Origin of the sequence: Cohnella rhizoplanae (assembly GCF_948329515.1) — a bacterium.
Classification (GTDB): Bacteria; Bacillota; Bacilli; order Paenibacillales; family Paenibacillaceae; genus Cohnella; species Cohnella rhizoplanae.
The window spans coordinates 235557-252292 of the sequence record NZ_CAOJCN010000001.1; the positions used below are offsets into that span (position 1 = coordinate 235557).

Annotated in this window: 15 protein-coding genes; all 15 read left to right on the forward strand. The window is 63.4% G+C overall.

Annotated elements, in window-relative coordinates:
• Nucleotides 1-76 precede the first annotated feature (76 nt).
• The 15 genes from PQG80_RS01025 (at nucleotide 77) to yqfC (ending at nucleotide 16685) form a co-directional block, all read left to right on the forward strand.
• Nucleotides 77-1078 (forward strand): ABC transporter permease, encoded by a 1002-nt coding sequence (locus PQG80_RS01025; protein WP_271749261.1) that lies wholly within the window; start codon nucleotides 77-79, stop codon nucleotides 1076-1078.
• 13 nt (nucleotides 1079-1091) lie between these two features.
• Nucleotides 1092-1967 (forward strand): carbohydrate ABC transporter permease, encoded by an 876-nt coding sequence (locus PQG80_RS01030; RefSeq protein ID WP_271749262.1) that lies wholly within the window; start codon nucleotides 1092-1094, stop codon nucleotides 1965-1967.
• A gap of 26 nt (nucleotides 1968-1993) precedes the next feature.
• Nucleotides 1994-4921 (forward strand): OmpL47-type beta-barrel domain-containing protein, encoded by a 2928-nt coding sequence (locus PQG80_RS01035; RefSeq protein ID WP_271749263.1) that lies wholly within the window; start codon nucleotides 1994-1996, stop codon nucleotides 4919-4921.
• Nucleotides 4922-4957: 36 nt separating this feature from the next.
• Complete coding sequence (locus tag PQG80_RS01040) at nucleotides 4958-6316, forward strand: neutral/alkaline non-lysosomal ceramidase N-terminal domain-containing protein (protein ID WP_271749264.1); 1359 nt, start codon at nucleotides 4958-4960, stop codon at nucleotides 6314-6316.
• A 14-nt stretch (nucleotides 6317-6330) separates the two neighbouring features.
• Nucleotides 6331-7995, forward strand: a complete 1665-nt coding sequence (locus PQG80_RS01045) for a glycoside hydrolase family 3 protein (RefSeq protein WP_271749265.1) — start codon at nucleotides 6331-6333, stop codon at nucleotides 7993-7995.
• Between the two features lie 23 nt (nucleotides 7996-8018).
• On the forward strand, nucleotides 8019-8777 hold the full coding sequence (locus PQG80_RS01050; protein WP_271749267.1) for an SIS domain-containing protein: 759 nt from the start codon (nucleotides 8019-8021) through the stop codon (nucleotides 8775-8777).
• 37 nt (nucleotides 8778-8814) lie between these two features.
• Nucleotides 8815-9690: a dihydrodipicolinate synthase family protein gene (locus tag PQG80_RS01055; RefSeq protein WP_271749268.1), complete on the forward strand. Its 876-nt coding sequence runs from the start codon at nucleotides 8815-8817 to the stop codon at nucleotides 9688-9690.
• Nucleotides 9687-10973 carry a M20/M25/M40 family metallo-hydrolase gene (locus PQG80_RS01060; protein ID WP_271749269.1) on the forward strand — a complete coding sequence of 429 codons (1287 nt, stop codon included), beginning with the start codon at nucleotides 9687-9689 and terminating at the stop codon, nucleotides 10971-10973. Before PQG80_RS01055 ends, PQG80_RS01060 begins: the two co-directional genes overlap by 4 nt.
• Nucleotides 10974-11019: 46 nt before the next feature.
• On the forward strand, nucleotides 11020-11394 hold the full coding sequence (locus tag PQG80_RS01065) for a RidA family protein (RefSeq protein ID WP_271749270.1): 375 nt from the start codon (nucleotides 11020-11022) through the stop codon (nucleotides 11392-11394).
• 18 nt (nucleotides 11395-11412) lie between these two features.
• Nucleotides 11413-12162, forward strand: a complete 750-nt coding sequence (locus PQG80_RS01070; protein WP_271749271.1) for an SDR family NAD(P)-dependent oxidoreductase — start codon at nucleotides 11413-11415, stop codon at nucleotides 12160-12162.
• A 45-nt stretch (nucleotides 12163-12207) separates the two neighbouring features.
• The gene (locus tag PQG80_RS01075; protein WP_271749272.1) at nucleotides 12208-13308 is read left to right on the forward strand and encodes an alanine racemase; all 1101 of its coding nucleotides are present in this window, start codon (nucleotides 12208-12210) and stop codon (nucleotides 13306-13308) included.
• A 15-nt stretch (nucleotides 13309-13323) separates the two neighbouring features.
• Nucleotides 13324-14361: a zinc-dependent alcohol dehydrogenase gene (locus tag PQG80_RS01080; protein WP_271749273.1), complete on the forward strand. Its 1038-nt coding sequence runs from the start codon at nucleotides 13324-13326 to the stop codon at nucleotides 14359-14361.
• Nucleotides 14362-14364: 3 nt separating this feature from the next.
• Nucleotides 14365-15267, forward strand: a complete 903-nt coding sequence (locus PQG80_RS01085; RefSeq protein ID WP_271749275.1) for a fumarylacetoacetate hydrolase family protein — start codon at nucleotides 14365-14367, stop codon at nucleotides 15265-15267.
• A gap of 27 nt (nucleotides 15268-15294) precedes the next feature.
• Nucleotides 15295-16194 (forward strand): SMP-30/gluconolactonase/LRE family protein, encoded by a 900-nt coding sequence (locus PQG80_RS01090; protein WP_271749276.1) that lies wholly within the window; start codon nucleotides 15295-15297, stop codon nucleotides 16192-16194.
• 206 nt (nucleotides 16195-16400) lie between these two features.
• The gene (gene yqfC / locus PQG80_RS01095; protein WP_271749277.1) at nucleotides 16401-16685 is read left to right on the forward strand and encodes a sporulation protein YqfC; all 285 of its coding nucleotides are present in this window, start codon (nucleotides 16401-16403) and stop codon (nucleotides 16683-16685) included.
• Nucleotides 16686-16736 lie beyond the last annotated feature (51 nt).

A 16736-nucleotide genomic window follows, 5' to 3' on the forward strand; every position in this document is an offset into this window, starting at 1 on the left:
CCGGCCTTCTACCGGCCCGGACCCTTCCTTAAACCTGCGCCCCACGACGGCTTATTCTGAGACTGGAGGAATGCACATGCCGCCACCGCTTAACGCGAAGCCGCTCCCTGTACAAGCGGCGATCCCCCTGCAACCGCTTCCGTCGTCCGTTAAGTCCGCTCAAAAACGCGGCTTTCGCTTCAGGCTCGTCCGCGACTTCCGCGTCAACCGCTATTTATATCTCATGATTCTGCCCGTCGTTCTGTACTATGCGATCTTTCACTATGCGCCGATGTACGGCGTCCAGATCGCGTTCAAAAACTACTCGCCGGGCACGGGGATGTTGGACAGTCCCTGGGTGGGATTTCAGTATTTCAGAGAGTTTTTCAACGGTTTTTATTTCGGAAGGCTGATCCGCAATACGCTGCTGCTGAGCGCTTACGATCTGATCTTTCAATTTACCGCGCCGATCCTTCTTGCATTCCTGCTCAACGAGCTGCGCAATGCCGCGTTCAAGCGCGTCGTCCAGACCGTGGCGTATTTGCCCTACTTTATCTCGCTCGTGGTCGTCGTGGGACTGATGGTCGACTTTCTGGCCAGAGACGGACTCATTAACGACGTGCTAGCGACCTTCGGCGTGGAAAGGCATGCGTATCTGAGCGAAGCCGGGTGGTTCCGTACGCTGTTCGTCTCGTCGGGCATCTGGCAAAACGTAGGCTGGGGAACGATCATCTACCTCGCCGCCATCGCGGGCATCGACCCTTCGCTCTACGAGGCCGCCAAGGTGGACGGCGCCGGAAGGTGGAAGCAGAACCTTCATATAACGCTGCCGGGCATCGGCTCGACGATCATCATTCTTTTCATCTTGCAAATCGGCAGTCTCATGTCGATCAACAGCGACAAGATCCTGCTCATGTACAATACAGCGACCTACAGCACGGCGGACGTCATCGGCACCTACGTCTACCGCAAGGGGATCCTGGAGGCCAGCTTCAGCTACAGCGCCGCGATCGGCTTGTTCAACTCGGTCATCAACTTCATTTTATTGATCGTAGCGAATTCCGTCAGCAAGCGGGTGTCGGAGACCAAGCTATGGTGAGGAGGGATCTTCAATGAACCACCGGACGGCCGGCGAGCGGCTATTCGATATCGGCAACAACGCCTTTATGCTCGTGCTTATGTTCGTCTGCCTGTACCCGTTCTGGTACGTGCTGGCGGCTTCCTTCAGCGACCCGGCGTGGATCGCCGAGACGAGAGGCATGATCTGGCTGCCCCACGGGCTGAGCCTGGAATCGTATAAGGCGGTATTCAACAATCCGATCATCATGACCGGCTACCTCAACACGTTGTTCGTCGTCGCCGTCGGTACGTTCGTGAACGTGCTGATGACCGCTCTGGGCGCTTATGTATTGTCCAGAAGCCATTTTATGATGCGCAATCCGATCATGTTCCTGATCGTGTTCACGATGTTCTTCAACGGCGGCTTGATCCCGAACTATATGGTGGTGAACGGGCTCGGCCTGGTCGATAACCTATGGGCGCTGATCCTGCCGGTCGCGATGAACGCCTTTAACCTGATCATCATGCGGACGGCCTTCCAGTCGGTGCCCGTCAGCCTGGAGGAGTCGGCACGGCTGGACGGCGCCAACGACTTTACCATCCTCTTTAGAATCGTGCTGCCGTTATCCATGCCGGTCGTGGCCGTCATGATCTTGTTCTATGGCGTGGCGCACTGGAATTCGTGGTTTAACGCGCTGATCTACATGCGGGATCGCGGGCACTATCCGCTGCAGCTGATCTTAAGGGAGATTCTGATCAGCAACAGCACCGACAGCATGACCGCGAATTCGGGCGGGAACAAGCTTCAGGTGGCGCTCACGATCAAGTATGCCACGATCATCGTGGCTACCGGGCCGATCCTGATCCTTTATCCCTATCTTCAGAAGTTTTTCGTCAAGGGCGTGATGATCGGCGCGATCAAAGAGTAGTCCAACATTTTGGAGGAGGAATGGGGATGACGATACGCAGTGCGTTTGCGGGGACGATCCGGTTTCGGACGATTTGGATAGGCGTCTTATGTTTCGTTGTTGCCGCCGGTTTGCTTAATTGGAGTCCATCCAGGGCTTATGCAGCTACCGATTATTACGTGTCGCCAACAGGGAGTAATTCCAATCCGGGCACCCAGGCGCAGCCGTTCCTCACGATCCTCAAGGCGTCGCAGGTCGCGGCGGCGGGCTCCACGATCCACGTCGCGCCGGGCACGTACGAGGGCGGCTTCCGTACCTTGGCGAGCGGGACGGCAGAGGCGAGGATCCGCTACGTATCCGATACGAAGTGGGGCGCGCGGATCGTGCCTCCCGTCGACAATCCGAGCGAAGCGATATGGGACAATCAGGGCAGCTACGTCGACATCGAGGGCTTCGAGATCGACGGCAACGGCACGACGACGTTGAACGGAATACTCACGGAGGGTTCTTATACGGCCGTACGCGGCAATCACGTCCACGATATCGCGAGCGCCGTACCCTGCACCTCGCAAGGCGGCGCAGGCATCAACACGGACTACTATTATTACGGTGTCGGGACGGAGATATCCGGCAACGTGGTACACAACATCGGGTACGCGGGCTGCGACTACATCCAGGGCATCTATGTCAGCACGTCGGGCACTGTGACCAACAACCTCGTCTATCAGATCGGCGGCGCGGCCATCCATCTCTGGCATGATGCGAACACGGTCACGATCTCGAACAATACGGTGTTCTCCTCCTGGTTCGGCATCATAGTGGGCGGCGGAGACTACTACCATACCCCAGGACCGGCCGACCACGTCCACGTCTCCAACAACATAGTGTACGACAATACGTACGGGATCTCCGAGCAGGGCGATACGGGCCTGGACAATACGTACACGAACAATCTGGTCTATCAAAACGACACCTACGACATCCGCCTGCGGAACGGTCTGACGGATACCGGCACCGTCTCAGCCGATCCCCAGTTCGTCTACTACGCGGCGGCAGGCGGCGGCGATTACCGTCTGAAGTCCGCCTCTCCCGCGATCGATGCGGGCTCGCCGGTCTATGCGCCTACCGTCGATCTCGACGGCCATGCGCGACCGATCGGCGCCGCAGTCGATCTGGGCGCCTACGAATATACCGGCGCATTCGAGATTACCGCTCTCGCGAAGACGCTCAAGGCCGGAGAGTCGACCCAGATCGTCTCTGCGTCCGATCTGTCCGGCGCGCAATTCGCGAGCGACCGCCCGGTTATCGCCGGCGTGGACGGCAGCGGCCGGATCACGGCGATCGCGAACGGCGAAGCGGTCATCACGGCGACCGTGACGGAAGCGGACGCCGTCCGGACTGCCGAGCTCCGGATCACGGTGGCGGAGCATCTCGAGACGGTGACGCTGCAGACGTCCGAGCCGGAGACCGAGGTCGGGCAGACTCGCCAATTCAGCGTGACCGGCCTGATGAGCGACGGTATGCCGGCTGACCTCGGCGATGCCGCCGTCCGCTACTACATGAGCGGCCGTTCCGTCGCGACCGTCAACTCGGCGGGTCTTGTGAACGGCCTCGCAGCAGGCACCGACACGCTTAACGTAGACGTGACGCTCAATGGCGTGACCAAGTCCGCCCATACGTCGGTGACGATCGCGCCGCCGAGTCTGGCTGCGGTCACGCTGTCCCTTACCCGCGACACCTTGATCAAGGGTCAGACGGCGCAAGCGTCGGCTGCCGGCGTATCGCCGAACGGCAAGGCAACGTCGATGAAAAACGCGACGATCGCTTACCGCAGCAGCAATCCGGCCGTCGCGACGGTCGGCGCCGGCGGGCTCGTTACGGCGGTCGCGCCGGGGACGGCCTCGATCGGCGTGGACGCCGCCTTGAACGGCAAGACCGTATCGGCCGAGCGTACGGTTACGGTGCAGCCTGGCGCCGCGTTCCTCTACGGCTTCGCCAAGCTGCCCGTCGTCGACAAGACGGCAAATACGATTCTATATAACCCGACGGTGCAGTTCGAAGCCGTGACGGAGGGTCCGCGGATTACCTTCGGCGCGGAGGTGCCGGAGACGCATCTGTACCAGGTCAGGCTGAGGACGTTCAAGGCGACCAGCTACGGGAAATATTCGATTCTGCTCGACGGACAGCCGCTCGCGGATTATGACTTTTACGGCAGCACGGGGGCGGGGACGGCCTTCGATCCGATCGGTTCGGCGCAGATCTCGGCCGGCGCGCACCAGCTGACCTTCGTCAACGTCGGCAAGCGCGACGAGGCTACGAACTACAAGATGGGCGTAATCGAGCTCGAGCTGCTGGCCCTGCCGGATTCGGCGCCGCCGGTGACGAGCGCAGCGGTATCCGGAACGGCCGGCGCAGGCGGCTGGTACACGAGCGCCGTACAAGTGACGCTGAACGCTGCCGATGGCGACACCGGCGTCGCCGGGACCGAGTACAGGTTGAATCCGCACGGGACCTGGAAGCCTTATTCGGCCCCGCTGGCTTTGACCGCGGACGGCGTCTACACGATCGAATACCGTTCAACGGATGTCTCGGGCAATGCAGAGCGGGCGAAGACGGTCAAGATAAAGATCGACACGACGGCGCCCCGATTAACCGTTCGTCTGGACCGCACGGTGCTCTGGCCGCCGAACGGCAAGCTGGTCGCTATCCACGCCGATCTGAACAAAGGGGACTCGGGCTCAGGCGTCGCTAGCGTCCGCTTGACTTCCGTGGTCAGCAGCGATCCGGACGGCGGCAGCGACGACATCAGGGCGCGGATCGGCTCCTCGGACACGACCTTCAGCGTGCGCGCCGAAAAGTCGGGCGGGGGCAAGGCGCGCATCTATACGGTGACGTACACGGCAACCGACCATGCGGGCAACCAGACCTCCGCTTCCGCGACGGTGACCGTGCCCCGGTCGCGTCCGGGACAATAGTCAACCACTCATTTCAACCGATAAGGAGCGACTTCAATGAAATTCAGTGCAGCCCATGCGGACATCACGCCTCAAGGCCCGGTCTGGCTGGCGGGCTTCGGGGATCGCACGCATAAGAGCGAAGGCGTCCACGATCCGGTGTACGCGAAAACCGTCTTGCTACAGGCGAACAAGACGCTGCTGATCGTCACGCTGGACGCCGTCGGCTCCGACCGCAGCTTCATCGTCGGCGTGAAGGACGCGCTTGAAGAGGCGTTCGGCCTGAAGCACGAGGACGTGCTGATCAACTTTTCGCATACGCATGCTTCGATCAAGCTGACCGGCCCGGACTATGGGCTGAGAGATACGCTCTACAGCATGACGGACGGCGTCGACTTCAACCGGACCGCGGCCGAGCTTCCGGAAGACGAGGCTTACTATGCCTTCGTCAGGGATACCCTGCTGCGGCTGACCGCGGAATGCTATGCGAACCTGGAGGAGGGGGAGCTGTTGCTCGGGCGTGGCACCTCCCGCTTCTCCGTCAGCCGCAGGAAGCCGACTCCGTCGGGCATCAAGTGGGCGCCGTATCCGGAGGCCGAATACGACGACGATCTGATCGTGCTCAAGCTGGTCGACCGGGCGAACAATCTGAAGGTGCTCCTCTATAATTATGCCTGCCATCCGACATCGATGGGGCCTGACAATTATCTGGTCTCCGGCGACTTTGCCGGCGCGACGAGCCGCATGCTGCAAGAGACCTACCCGGGCGCGACCGCCCTGTTCCTGCAGGGCTGCTGCGCGGAGCTGAAGCCGGTCAAGAGCGCTGCGGACGGCGCCTTCAAAAATTGCAGCTATGCCGAGATGGAAGAAGCTGGCGCGGATCTGGCACGGGACGTCGTCCGCGTCATGGAAGAGAGCGTCTTCGCACCGATACGCTGCAGCTTCCGCACGGTCCTGGTCGATCCGCTGCTGTACACGGAGCAGACGGACGCCGCCTTCTACGAGCAGCTGATCGCGACGCCCGACGTCGGCGAATATCGCAAAAAAAGCGCGGTCCGCACGCTCCGGAAAATCAAAGAAGGCTCGGTCAAGGACCGCGCGCCGCTCTATATCTCCGTCTGGCATCTCAACGAGGAGACACGCCTCATCGCGCTCGAGGGGGAGATCGCGAGCGCCTATTCCCTGATGATCAAGCGGATGTTCCCCGGCGGACGGACGATCGTGCTGGGCTATACCAACGGCAACTACTTCTATATCCCGACCCGGCAAATGATCGCCGAAGGCGGCTATGAAGCGGACGCCAACTACTGCTTCGGCAGCTTCAGAGGGACGTTCGTGCCCGAGATCGAGGACATCGTCGTCGGACAGATCGTCAAGGCGGATCTGCTGCTGCGAACGCAGGACCCAATCGCATGAAAGGGAGGGTATCCATGGCAGAAGGCGCCGCAGCTTGGCTTGAGAGATTGACGCTGGAACAGAAGATCGCGCAGATGATCGTGGTCAGAGGGCACGATTATCTGCAAAAGACGCTGGAAATGAACGCGGAGGACCGGGTCGGCGCGGTCGGCGCCGTCCTGCTGACGACGAAGGGGTCGCGGAGATTAGAGGACATCGTCGCTTGGGTGAACCGGTTCCGCGCGGAATCCGGCGCCCCGGTCCTGTTCTATCTGGACGCGGAGAACGGGCTCGCCGACACCTTCGACTTCGGCACCTCGTTCCCGGCGCTCATGGCGCTCGGCGCGACGCGCTCCCCCGAGCTGGCTTACCGGATGGGGGCCGCCATCGCCAAGGAGGCGCGGGCCGTCGGGTTCGGCATCGTCAGCAATCCGACCGTCGACGTCAACTCGAATCCCGACAATCCGATTATCAATACCCGGGCGATCAGCGACCGCGTCGACTTGATCGTAGAGCTCGCCGCCGAGCTCATCCGCGGCATGCAGGAGACGGGCGTGATCCCGACGGCGAAGCACTTCCCGGGGCACGGCGATACCCAGGAGGACTCCCACGTCTCGATGCCGGTCGTCGCGCGAGACAAAGAATATCTGATGGACATGGACCTTCGCCCCTACAAGGAGCTGATCCCTCAAGGGCTGATGGGCATCATGACGGCCCATATCCTGTTCCCCGCTCTCCTCGGGCCGGGAGAGGATCCGGTACCGGCGACGCTGTCCAAGGCGATCATGACCAGACTCGTGCGCGAAGAGCTGGGCTTCGAGGGCTTGCTCGTATCCGACAGCCTGACGATGCGAGGCATCAAGGCGCAATACGGCATCGAGCGTTCGGCCGTCATGGCGGTGCTGGCGGGACACGATATCATTCTTCAGGATTACGAGTCGGATCCGGAGATTACGTTCCGGGCGCTCTTGGATGCGGTTCGTAGAGGCGACATTTCGATGGCCCGCATCGACTTGTCCGTAGCGCGAATTCTGGAGGCGAAGGAGCGGATGGGTCTTCTCGGGAGCGATCCGGTCGATGTCATAGAGGCGGGACGCATCGTCGGATCGGCCGCGCACGAGGCCGTCGCGCGCGAGATCGCCGAGCGATCCGTCACGGCCCTGGAGGCCCAGACGCTGCCCCTGACGGGCAAGCGAACGCTGCTTATCGCCACCCGCGGCGCGGAGGAAGGCATGGAAGCCGAGGATCTCGGCTACGTAATCAAGGGCAAGGCGAGTTATCTCTTCGAACGGGCCGGCGCTTATGCGGACGATATCCGCACGCTGGTCGTGAGCGAGTATCCCACCTCCGAAGATGCGGCGCTCGTCATCCGGGAGCTGTCGGACGACAGCTACGAGGAGGTCGTCTTTGCGACCTTCGTGCGCGTGCTCTCCTACAAGGAAGGGAGCGGTACGGTACCCGAGTCCCAGCTCCGGCTGCTCGAGGCGATCCGCGAGAGGCGCGAGGACGCGACCCTGCTCCTCTTTGGCAGTCCGTATGCGGCCAAGTCCATCGTTCCTTTTGCCAACTGTCTGTGCACATACGGCGATTGCGTCCATTCCATCGACGCGGCGCTGAAAGTACTGTACGGCGAGATCCAAGCTTCCGGCAAGCTGCCGGTCGACGTCAACGGCAAATACCGGTTCGGTTACGGTTTATAAACGAGCGGAAGGAAGTTTTACGTATGCCTAGTACGCCTACATCCCGCTATCTGACGCTGGTAACGGCGCATTTGAACGAACTGCACGAAAAGGAGCACGCCTCCATCGTCCGGGCTGCCCGGATGGTCGCGGAGCAGGTCAAAGCGGATCGTATCGTATACGCATACGGACCTGGCGGCCATTCCAATCTGGGCTCGCAGGAAATTTTTTTCCGCGCGGGCGGTCTGATGCATGTCAGCGCCATTCTAGACGAAGGCACCCTGTTAAGCGGAGGCGCGCTGCGATCGATGGCGATCGAGCGCACGCCTGGGTACGCGAAGGTCGTGCTCGAGGATTACGGCCTTGGCGAAGGGGATCTGCTCATCCTGATTAACGCTTACGGAATCAATTCGGCCGTCATCGATGCGGCGCTGGAGGCGAAGCGGCGAGGCGCGTCGATCATCGCCGTCACTTCGTCCGCCCATGCGAGCCAGACGCCGCCGGACCATCCGGCGCGCCATCCGACGAAGCGCAACCTGCACGAGCTGGCCGACGTCGTGCTGGACAGCAACATCGGCGTCGGCGACGCCGTACTCGAGGTCGACGGACTGGAGCAGCGGGTGGGCGCGATGTCCACGTTTGCCAACGCGTTCTTGCTGAACGCGCTGGTCGCGGAGGCCGTAGCCCTGCTCGCTGCCGATGGGATCCAGCCCCCGATCTGGATGAGCGGCAACGCGACGGGGGGCGACGAGTGGAACCGTAGGCACATGGAGAAGTTCAAGGGCAGGATCAAGAAGCTGTAGGCCAAGACGACATTCTACTCATATAGGAGGAACCGCCTTGAAAGGGAACATACCGGTCATTCCGACGCCGTTCGCGGGTGGGAAAATCGATTACGAAGACTTCGAACGACTTATCCGGCACACCTCTGATCATGTGGATGGTTATGTGATCGCGGGGAGCACCGGCGAAGCGCCGGCCTTGTCCGCGGAAGAGCGGATCGAGATCGCCGCGTTTTTTGCCGACCATACGCAGGGCAAGCACATCGTCATCGGTCTGGGGCACACCAACCTGGTAGAGGCCGTGCGCATCGGCCGGGCGGCGGCCGGCTTAGGGATACGTGCGGCGCTCGTCCCAAGCCCCTATTATTTCCCCAATTCGCTGGATATGGTGAAGGCGTACGTGGGCCGGTTGGCAGCCGATACGGGACTGGACATCGTCTTTTACGATAATCCGGTCACGACCGGCACCACCTATACCGCAGGACAGCTGATCGAGCTGGCAGAGGCCGTGCCCGCGATCAAGGCGATCAAGATGACCGATCACGATATGGGGAAAATTCGCGCGCTCAAGCGGGAAACCTCGCTTGCCGTCTTCGGCGGCGACGACATTATCTGCTATCGCGCGATCGAAGCGGGCGTCGACGGCAGCATGATCATCGCCCCGATCATCTTCCCGCAGGCGTTCAAGGAAGGCTGGGAGCTGTACCTGGCGGGACGCAGGGAAGAGAGCTTCGCGATTTTCGCGAAAACGATTCTTCCTTTCGTTCATATGTTCGGCCCGGGGGACGAGATTCCGACGACCAAGGCGCTGTTCCACCATTTAGGCCTGTTCAAGAGCGCGGAGACCCGGCTGCCGCTGCTGCCCGCGGATGAAGCCCGTACAAGAGAGACGCTGCTCGGCTACCAGCACGGCCTGACCGCCGAGCGGGCATGAGCATCCGCGGTTGGATCGCTGCGCATCGCGGGCTGCTGATCGAGACGGTATCCGCGCTCGTCCGACACGATACCGTGAACCGCGTGACGCACGGGACGGAGCGGGAGTGCCAGCGGACGCTCTACGAGATGCTGCGAGAGCTGGAGCTCGAAGCGGAGATATACAGCCCGGAGGAGGTGCCCGGATTCCGCGAACATCCGGCCTACTATCCGGGCAAGGACTACACCGACCGGCCCAATGTGGCGGCAGCCTGGAAGGGCGCGGGCGGCGGCCGGTCGCTGCTGTTTTCCAGCCATATCGACACGGCCGCCATCGCGCCTGGCTGGACGACCGATCCCTTCGGGCCACGCGTCGCGGACGGCAAGCTGTACGGCTTGGGCGCATACGACATGAAGGGAGGTCTGGCCGCTTCGCTGCTCGCGGTACGGTGCCTGAAGGAGCTCGGGATCCGGCTTCGCGGCGACGTATGGATCGAATCCGTCGTAGACGAAGAGTTCGGAGGCGCGAACGGCACGGTGGCGGGGCGCGCGCGCGGCATCGGCGCCGATGCCGTCATCATTCCCGAGCCTACGAATCTCGCGCTGTATCCGGCGACGCGGGGAGGGGCGCTGTGGCGCGTGACGTTCCGCGGGACGACCGGGCTGTCGTTCAGCGGGGAGACGATGCGCAACCCGGCGAACGACGCAGCCCGGTTTATCGTGTTCCTCGAGCGGTACGAGCGGGAGCGCGCGGAGAAGGCCGGTCCCGCGCCTTGGTATTCCGACCGGCGGGAATCGCTGCCGATCATCGTGACGCGCCTGGCGGCAGGGGATCCGGACTCGCCCTTGTGCGATGTCGGTCCCGTCGAGTGCCACGTCGATATCTGGGCCGAATGCTATCCCGGCGTCAGCGAAGACGCGCTGCGCGACGCGCTGCTGGCCGGCTTCGCGCGCTTCTGCGCCGGTGAGGCCGGCCCGGCGTTCGCGGCGCCGACGTTTACCCGCATGATCCGGTTCCTGCCGGGAAGCGAGGTCTCGCCGGATTGGCCGCTGATTGGGCTGCTGGCCGAAGAGATCGAAGCCGCTGCCGGACGGAAAGCCGAGGTGACGGGGGCGCCGTACGCCTGCGACGCGTTTGTGTTTAACGCATACGGCGGGCCGCCCGCGCTCATCCTCGGTCCTGCGGGCGGGAATGCGCATGCGCCGGATGAATTCGTGGATCTGGAGAGCCTGGCCGTCCTGATCGAGATTTATGCTTCGGCGATGCTCCGCTGGTGCGGAGAGGCAGCAGACGAACAGAGATAAGGTAGCGATGATCGATTCACATCTATAGCGCGAGGAGAGACGGTATATGAGAAAAGCAATCAGCACGCCGCAAGCATCTCCCGGCGGCGGCCCTTATTCGCAAGGGATCGCGGCGGGCCATCTGCTGTTCGTCTCCGGACAGGGACCGATCGATTCGGCCGGGCACATTCAGAGCGGCGACATCGAGGCCGAGACCCGGCTGACGCTGGACAATATCCGGGCGATTGTGGAGGCAGGCGGGTATACGATGGACGACGTCGTGCAGGTCGGCGTGTACCTGGCGAGCATGGCGGACTTCGACCGGTTCAACGCCGTTTACCGGACGTACTTCAATGCGCCTTATCCCGCGCGCAGCTGCATAGAAGCCGGGCTGGACGGCATCAAGGTGGAAGTGGACGCCATCGCATGCAAGACCGAATGACGGAGGGGAGGATGCGCCATGCAGCGATTTAAAGACCGCGTCGCACTCGTGACCGGCGCGGCGCAGGGCATCGGCTTCGCGATCGCGGAGCGGTTCGCGGCGGAGGGCGCGCATGTCGTGCTCGCGGACGTCAAGGAGGAGCAGCTGGTTCAGGCGGAGCAGTCGCTGACTGCCGCGGGCTTTTCGGCTTCCCGGCGCACATTGGACGTATCCCGGCCCGAGCAGGTCGACGAGGCGGTGGCCGCTATCGTCGGCGCGCACGGCGCAATCCATATATTGGCCAACAACGCCGGCATCGCCTGGGAAGAGCCGTTCGTCGACATCCGGGACGACCGTTGGCGGAAAATGATCGACGTGAACCTGAACGGCATGTTCTACGTGGCGCAGCGCGTATCCAGGCACATGATGGGACGGGGCCAAGGCGCGATCATCAATATGGCCTCGACCAACGGACTCGCCGGCGAAGCCAAGTACGCCCACTACAACGCCTCCAAAGGCGCGGTCGTGCTGCTGACGAAGACGATGGCGATCGAGCTCGGCGCATCGGGCATTCGGGTGAACGCGGTATGCCCCGGTTACATCCAGACCCCGATGTCGGAGGCGATCGACGACCCGGCGTTCGTCGAACGGTATATCGAAGCGCATATCCCGCTCGGCAGGGTCGGCAAGCCGTCGGATATCTCGGGGATATTCGCCTTCCTCGCATCGGACGACGCCGCGTTCGTGCACGGTGCTTGTATCGTCGCGGACGGCGGACAGCTGGCATAGCGGGCGCGGCCCGGGAAGGCGCGAACCGAACAGGGGGAGATAGGCATGCATAAAAGCCGGCTCGATACGCCGTGCATTCTGGTCGATCGTGCCAAACTGCTGGACAACATCCGCCGCTACCAGGGATATGCCGACGCGGCGGGCATCGCGCTGCGGCCGCATGCCAAGACGCACAAGACGCCGGAGGTCGCCAGGCTGCAGCTCGAGGCCGGCGCAGTCGGGGTGACGGTCGCGAAGCTGGGGGAGGCCGAAGCGATGGCGGACGGCGGCGTGCGCGATATTCTGGTCGCCTATCCCGTCGTCGGCAGCGCGAAGCTGGCGCGATTGATCGCGCTCGCGAAGCGCGCGAAGATCACGGTGGCCTGCGACGGCTACGAAGCAGCTGCCGGCATCTCCGAGGCGGCCCTGCAAGCGGGCTTAGTCGTCGATGTCTGGATCGAGGTGGACCCCGGCTACGGCAGGGCGGGCGTGCTTCCGGGCGCGGATCTCGACCGGCTGGCGGCGGCGCTCGTCCCGCATCGGGGCATTCGCGTGTGCGGCGTCCTGGTCTTCGCGGGGCATTCCTACGATGCCGAGACCGACGCCGGCCGGGAGTCGATCGCCGCGAAGGAGGCCGAGACCGCCCGGGAAGCGGCCGAGGCGCTCCGCGGCTTCGGCTATGCGATCGAATCGGTGAGCGCGGGCTCCACCCCGGTGGGGCGGTTCGCCTCCGCGATGGCGGGCGTTACGGAGATCCGCCCGGGTACCTACGTGTTCGGCGACGTCATGATGGTCAAAGCCCAGGCGCTTGCCATCGGGCAGTGCGCGCTGACGGTGCTGGTCACCGTGGTCAGCCGGCCGGCGCCGGACCGGGCGGTCATCGACGCGGGGACGAAGGTATTCACGATGGACGGCGAGGCGTCCGCGATCGGGACGGGACGGGGCTATGTCGTCGGCCGCCCGGACATTGAGGTATCTTGGTTCAACGAAGAGCACGGCATCCTGACGCTGCCGGTAGGCGAACGGGACCTACTTGTCGGTGACAAGCTGGAGATCATACCGTCGCATTGCTGCGCCGTCGTCAACATGCTGGACGAGATGCATGTCGTCGACGGCGAGCGCGTACTGGATACCTGGCGCATCGCCGCGAGAGGAAAGGTGAAGTGAGGGGAGGCGCAGCAAGTGAGAGCATTAGTATACGAGGGACCCGAGCGGATGGAGCTGCGGGATGTCCCCATGCCGGCCCCGCAGGCGGGCGAGGTTCTCATCCGAGTCGCATATTCGGGCATCTGCGGTTCCGAGCTCAGCGGGTATCTGGGCCATAATTCGCTGCGCAAGCCGCCGATGATATTCGGGCACGAATTCTCGGGCGTAGTCGCGGAAACGGGATCCGGAACGGCGTCGTCGGGACTGCGCACAGGCATGCGGGTCACGGCGAATCCCCTGATCACCTGCGGTCAATGCGCTTACTGCGCGGCCGGCGTCGAGTCGCTATGCCCCGGCCGCAGGCTGCTCAGCGCGGCGCTGCCCGGCAGCAATGCCGAATTCGTGACGGTGCCGGCGGCGTTCGTGCACCCGCTCGAGGATCGCGTGACGCTCATGGAAGGCGCGCTGACCGAGCCAGCGGCGTGCGGCATGCGCGTCGCGGAGCTGGCTGCGCCCGGTCCTGAGGACACGGTGCTCGTCGCAGGCATGGGTCCGATCGGGTTATTCGCCTTGCAGGCGGTCAGACTTCAGGGCGCGAAGCGCGTCATCGCGGTCGACCTAAGCGAGGAACGGCTGGCCTTCGCGGCCGGACTGGGCGCGTTGACGATCAACCCGAAGGAGCGGGATGCGGTCGAGGCGGTCCGCGAGCTGACGGGCGGGGCCGGCGTGCAGGCCGGGATCGACGCCGTCGGCGCGGCCGCGACGCGAACCCTGTGCGCCTCGGCCGCGGCCAACGGCGGCAAGGTCGTATTCACGGGGCTTCACCAAGCCGAGACGACGCTCGATATTAATGACGTCGTCAGACGCGAGCTCAAGCTGCTCGGGTCATTCGCTTATTCCAGACGCAACTTCGCCGATGCGCTGGCAGCGGTCTCCGCGGGGAAGATCGGTCTGGGGGACCGGTTGACCGTGGCCGGGTTGGATCAAGGCCCGTATTGGTTCGACAAGCTGACCCGGGCGCCGGGAAAGGAAATTAAAATATTGCTTCGCGTCGGCGATGCCGAAGGGGAATGATCGATGAGACTGCTCACCTATAAGGAAGACGGCCGGCATCGGCTGGCCGTCCATGCGGCCGACGGCGTGCTCGACGTCGCGGCGGCCGCCGCGCGATGGCCCGCGGACCTGACGCCGCTCACGGTCCGGGAGGCCATCGAACGCGGAGAGCCGGGGCTGGCGGCCTTGCGCTCTCTGGCGGACTTGGCCCGGTCCGAGGCGTTCGGAGACGCTTCGGTGTGGCGGAAGGAAGCCTCGCTCGCGCTAGCCGCCTGCGTGCCCGACCCCGGCAAGATCGTCTGCGTCGGACTTAATTACCGCAAGCACGCGGAGGAGACGAACTCGCCGTATCCGGAGCGGCCGATTCTTTTCAGCAAGTTCAACAACGCGCTGACGGCGCATGGGTCCGACGTCGTACTCCCTGCCGTATCGACGAAGGTCGATTACGAGGCCGAGCTCGCGATCGTCATCGGGCGGCGCGCCAAGAACGTCGAGCCCGAGGAAGCCTTGGATTATGTATTCGGCTATTGCAACGCGAACGACCTGTCCGCCCGGGATCTGCAGCTGCGGACGAGCCAGTGGTTGCTGGGCAAGACATGCGACGGCTTCCTGCCGCTCGGGCCTTGGCTCGTCACGGCCGACGAGGCGGGCGATCCGAACGCGCTACCGGTCCGCACGACGGTGAACGGAGAACTGCGGCAGCGCTCGGACACCGGCGACATGATATTCCGCTGCGACGAGATCGTCAGCTATATCTCCAAGCACTTCACGTTGGAGCCGGGAGACCTTATACTTACGGGGACGCCCGAAGGCGTCGTCATGGGATACCCGCCGGAACGGCAGGCATACCTGAAGGACGGGGATATCGTGACCGTGGAGATCGGCGGATTGGGCGTCTTGACCAACCGGCTGGTCGCGGGCCGGTGAACCGCCCATAAGAGAGGAGAATTACGGATGGCGAACCGGCCGGAAGCGCTGACCGACGTCAAGTCGGCGCTGGGCGAAGGACCGCTGTGGCTCCCGGAGGCCAAGCAGCTGTTATGGATCGATATCGAGGGCATGTGCATTCATCTCTATACGCCTTCCACCGGCGCGCGGAGACGCATCCCCGTAGGGCAGCGCATCGGCGCGGTCGTGCCCGCGAGCGACGGGCGTCTGGCATGCGCGATGCAGCGCGGCTTCTATTATCTGGATATGCGGACGGAGCGGCTGGAGCCGATCGCGGACCCCGAGGTCGATCTGCCGGGCAACCGGTTCAACGACGGCAAATGCGATCCGTCGGGCCGATTTTGGGCCGGTACGATGCCGATCGAGGGGGAGGCGCTCACCGGGTCCTTGTACCGGCTGGACGGCGACGGCACCGCGCGCCGGATGTTCGGGGACGTCGGGTGCTCCAACGGGCTGGGCTGGAGTCTCGACGAGACGGTCATGTACTACATCGATACGTCCACGGGCCGCGTCGATCGGTTCGACTACGACGCCGCGACCGGCGATATCGCGAATCGGCGCACGGTATGCCGCATTCCGCCGGAGCAAGGATATCCGGACGGCATGACGGTGGATCGCGAAGGGATGCTGTGGGTCGCCCACTGGGACGGCGGCTGCGTGACCCGTTGGAATCCGGATACCGGAGAATGCCTGGAGCACGTGGCGGTGCCGGCGTCCAGAGTGACGTCCTGCTGCTTCGGCGGCGACGGGCTGGACCTACTGTATATCACGACGGCGAGCGTCGGGCTCAGCGAGGCGCAGCTGCGGGACGAGCCGCTGGCCGGCTGCGTTTTCGTGTATGCTCCCGGCGTCGGCGGGATGCCTGCGCACGTCTATCGGACGGGCGGCAAGCCGCAAGCGGAATGATAGATTGGCTTGATGGCCGTTTTTAATTTCCGATAGATTCGTCTGTCGAACCGCATTCCTATACGCCGCTTCGCCTGCCCTGTCAGGCGAAGCGGCGTATTCGTCGTGCCTGCGCGCGCTCGTTCGTTCGCGGATACCGCCGCCGTCATTCTCATAATCCCCGCCGCGACCGCATATAGATGAGACGTATGGGAGGGGGACGCGTCATGCCGCGTGTCGGACGCAAGCTGCGCAAGTGGACGGCCCGTGTCCTCGATCTGCCGCAGGACGTCGTGTTGGACGTGCCGAGGATCACGATGATCGCCGGGCTGCAGCTTACGGTGGAGAATCACCGCGGCGTGCTCCATTTCTCGCAGGACCGGCTGCGGCTCGCGATGGACCGGGGAGAACTGGAGATCATGGGCAGCGATCTCGTCATCCGGCTTATCGGCGGCGAGGAAGTGTTCGTGGAAGGGAAAATCACCGGCGTGCTGCTGCACCCGGGCGATTGAAGCCGCATTCCGGCCGAACCGCGGCGTTCGGCCTCGCGATGGCGCCGCCGG

What these genes read in the sequence shown, in the direction of transcription:
- PQG80_RS01075 (WP_271749272.1), top strand. Translation starts at nt 12,208, where the DNA reads ATGCATAAAAGCCGGCTCGATACGCCGTGCATTCTGGTCGATCGTGCC.
- PQG80_RS01045 (WP_271749265.1), top strand. Translation starts at nt 6,331, where the DNA reads ATGGCAGAAGGCGCCGCAGCTTGGCTTGAGAGATTGACGCTGGAACAG.
- PQG80_RS01070 (WP_271749271.1), top strand. Translation starts at nt 11,413, where the DNA reads ATGCAGCGATTTAAAGACCGCGTCGCACTCGTGACCGGCGCGGCGCAG.
- PQG80_RS01090 (WP_271749276.1), top strand. Translation starts at nt 15,295, where the DNA reads ATGGCGAACCGGCCGGAAGCGCTGACCGACGTCAAGTCGGCGCTGGGC.
- yqfC (WP_271749277.1), top strand. Translation starts at nt 16,401, where the DNA reads ATGCCGCGTGTCGGACGCAAGCTGCGCAAGTGGACGGCCCGTGTCCTC.
- PQG80_RS01050 (WP_271749267.1), top strand. Translation starts at nt 8,019, where the DNA reads ATGCCTAGTACGCCTACATCCCGCTATCTGACGCTGGTAACGGCGCAT.
- PQG80_RS01085 (WP_271749275.1), top strand. Translation starts at nt 14,365, where the DNA reads ATGAGACTGCTCACCTATAAGGAAGACGGCCGGCATCGGCTGGCCGTC.
- PQG80_RS01040 (WP_271749264.1), top strand. Translation starts at nt 4,958, where the DNA reads ATGAAATTCAGTGCAGCCCATGCGGACATCACGCCTCAAGGCCCGGTC.
- PQG80_RS01035 (WP_271749263.1), top strand. Translation starts at nt 1,994, where the DNA reads ATGACGATACGCAGTGCGTTTGCGGGGACGATCCGGTTTCGGACGATT.
- PQG80_RS01025 (WP_271749261.1), top strand. Translation starts at nt 77, where the DNA reads ATGCCGCCACCGCTTAACGCGAAGCCGCTCCCTGTACAAGCGGCGATC.
- PQG80_RS01060 (WP_271749269.1), top strand. Translation starts at nt 9,687, where the DNA reads ATGAGCATCCGCGGTTGGATCGCTGCGCATCGCGGGCTGCTGATCGAG.
- PQG80_RS01065 (WP_271749270.1), top strand. Translation starts at nt 11,020, where the DNA reads ATGAGAAAAGCAATCAGCACGCCGCAAGCATCTCCCGGCGGCGGCCCT.
- PQG80_RS01030 (WP_271749262.1), top strand. Translation starts at nt 1,092, where the DNA reads ATGAACCACCGGACGGCCGGCGAGCGGCTATTCGATATCGGCAACAAC.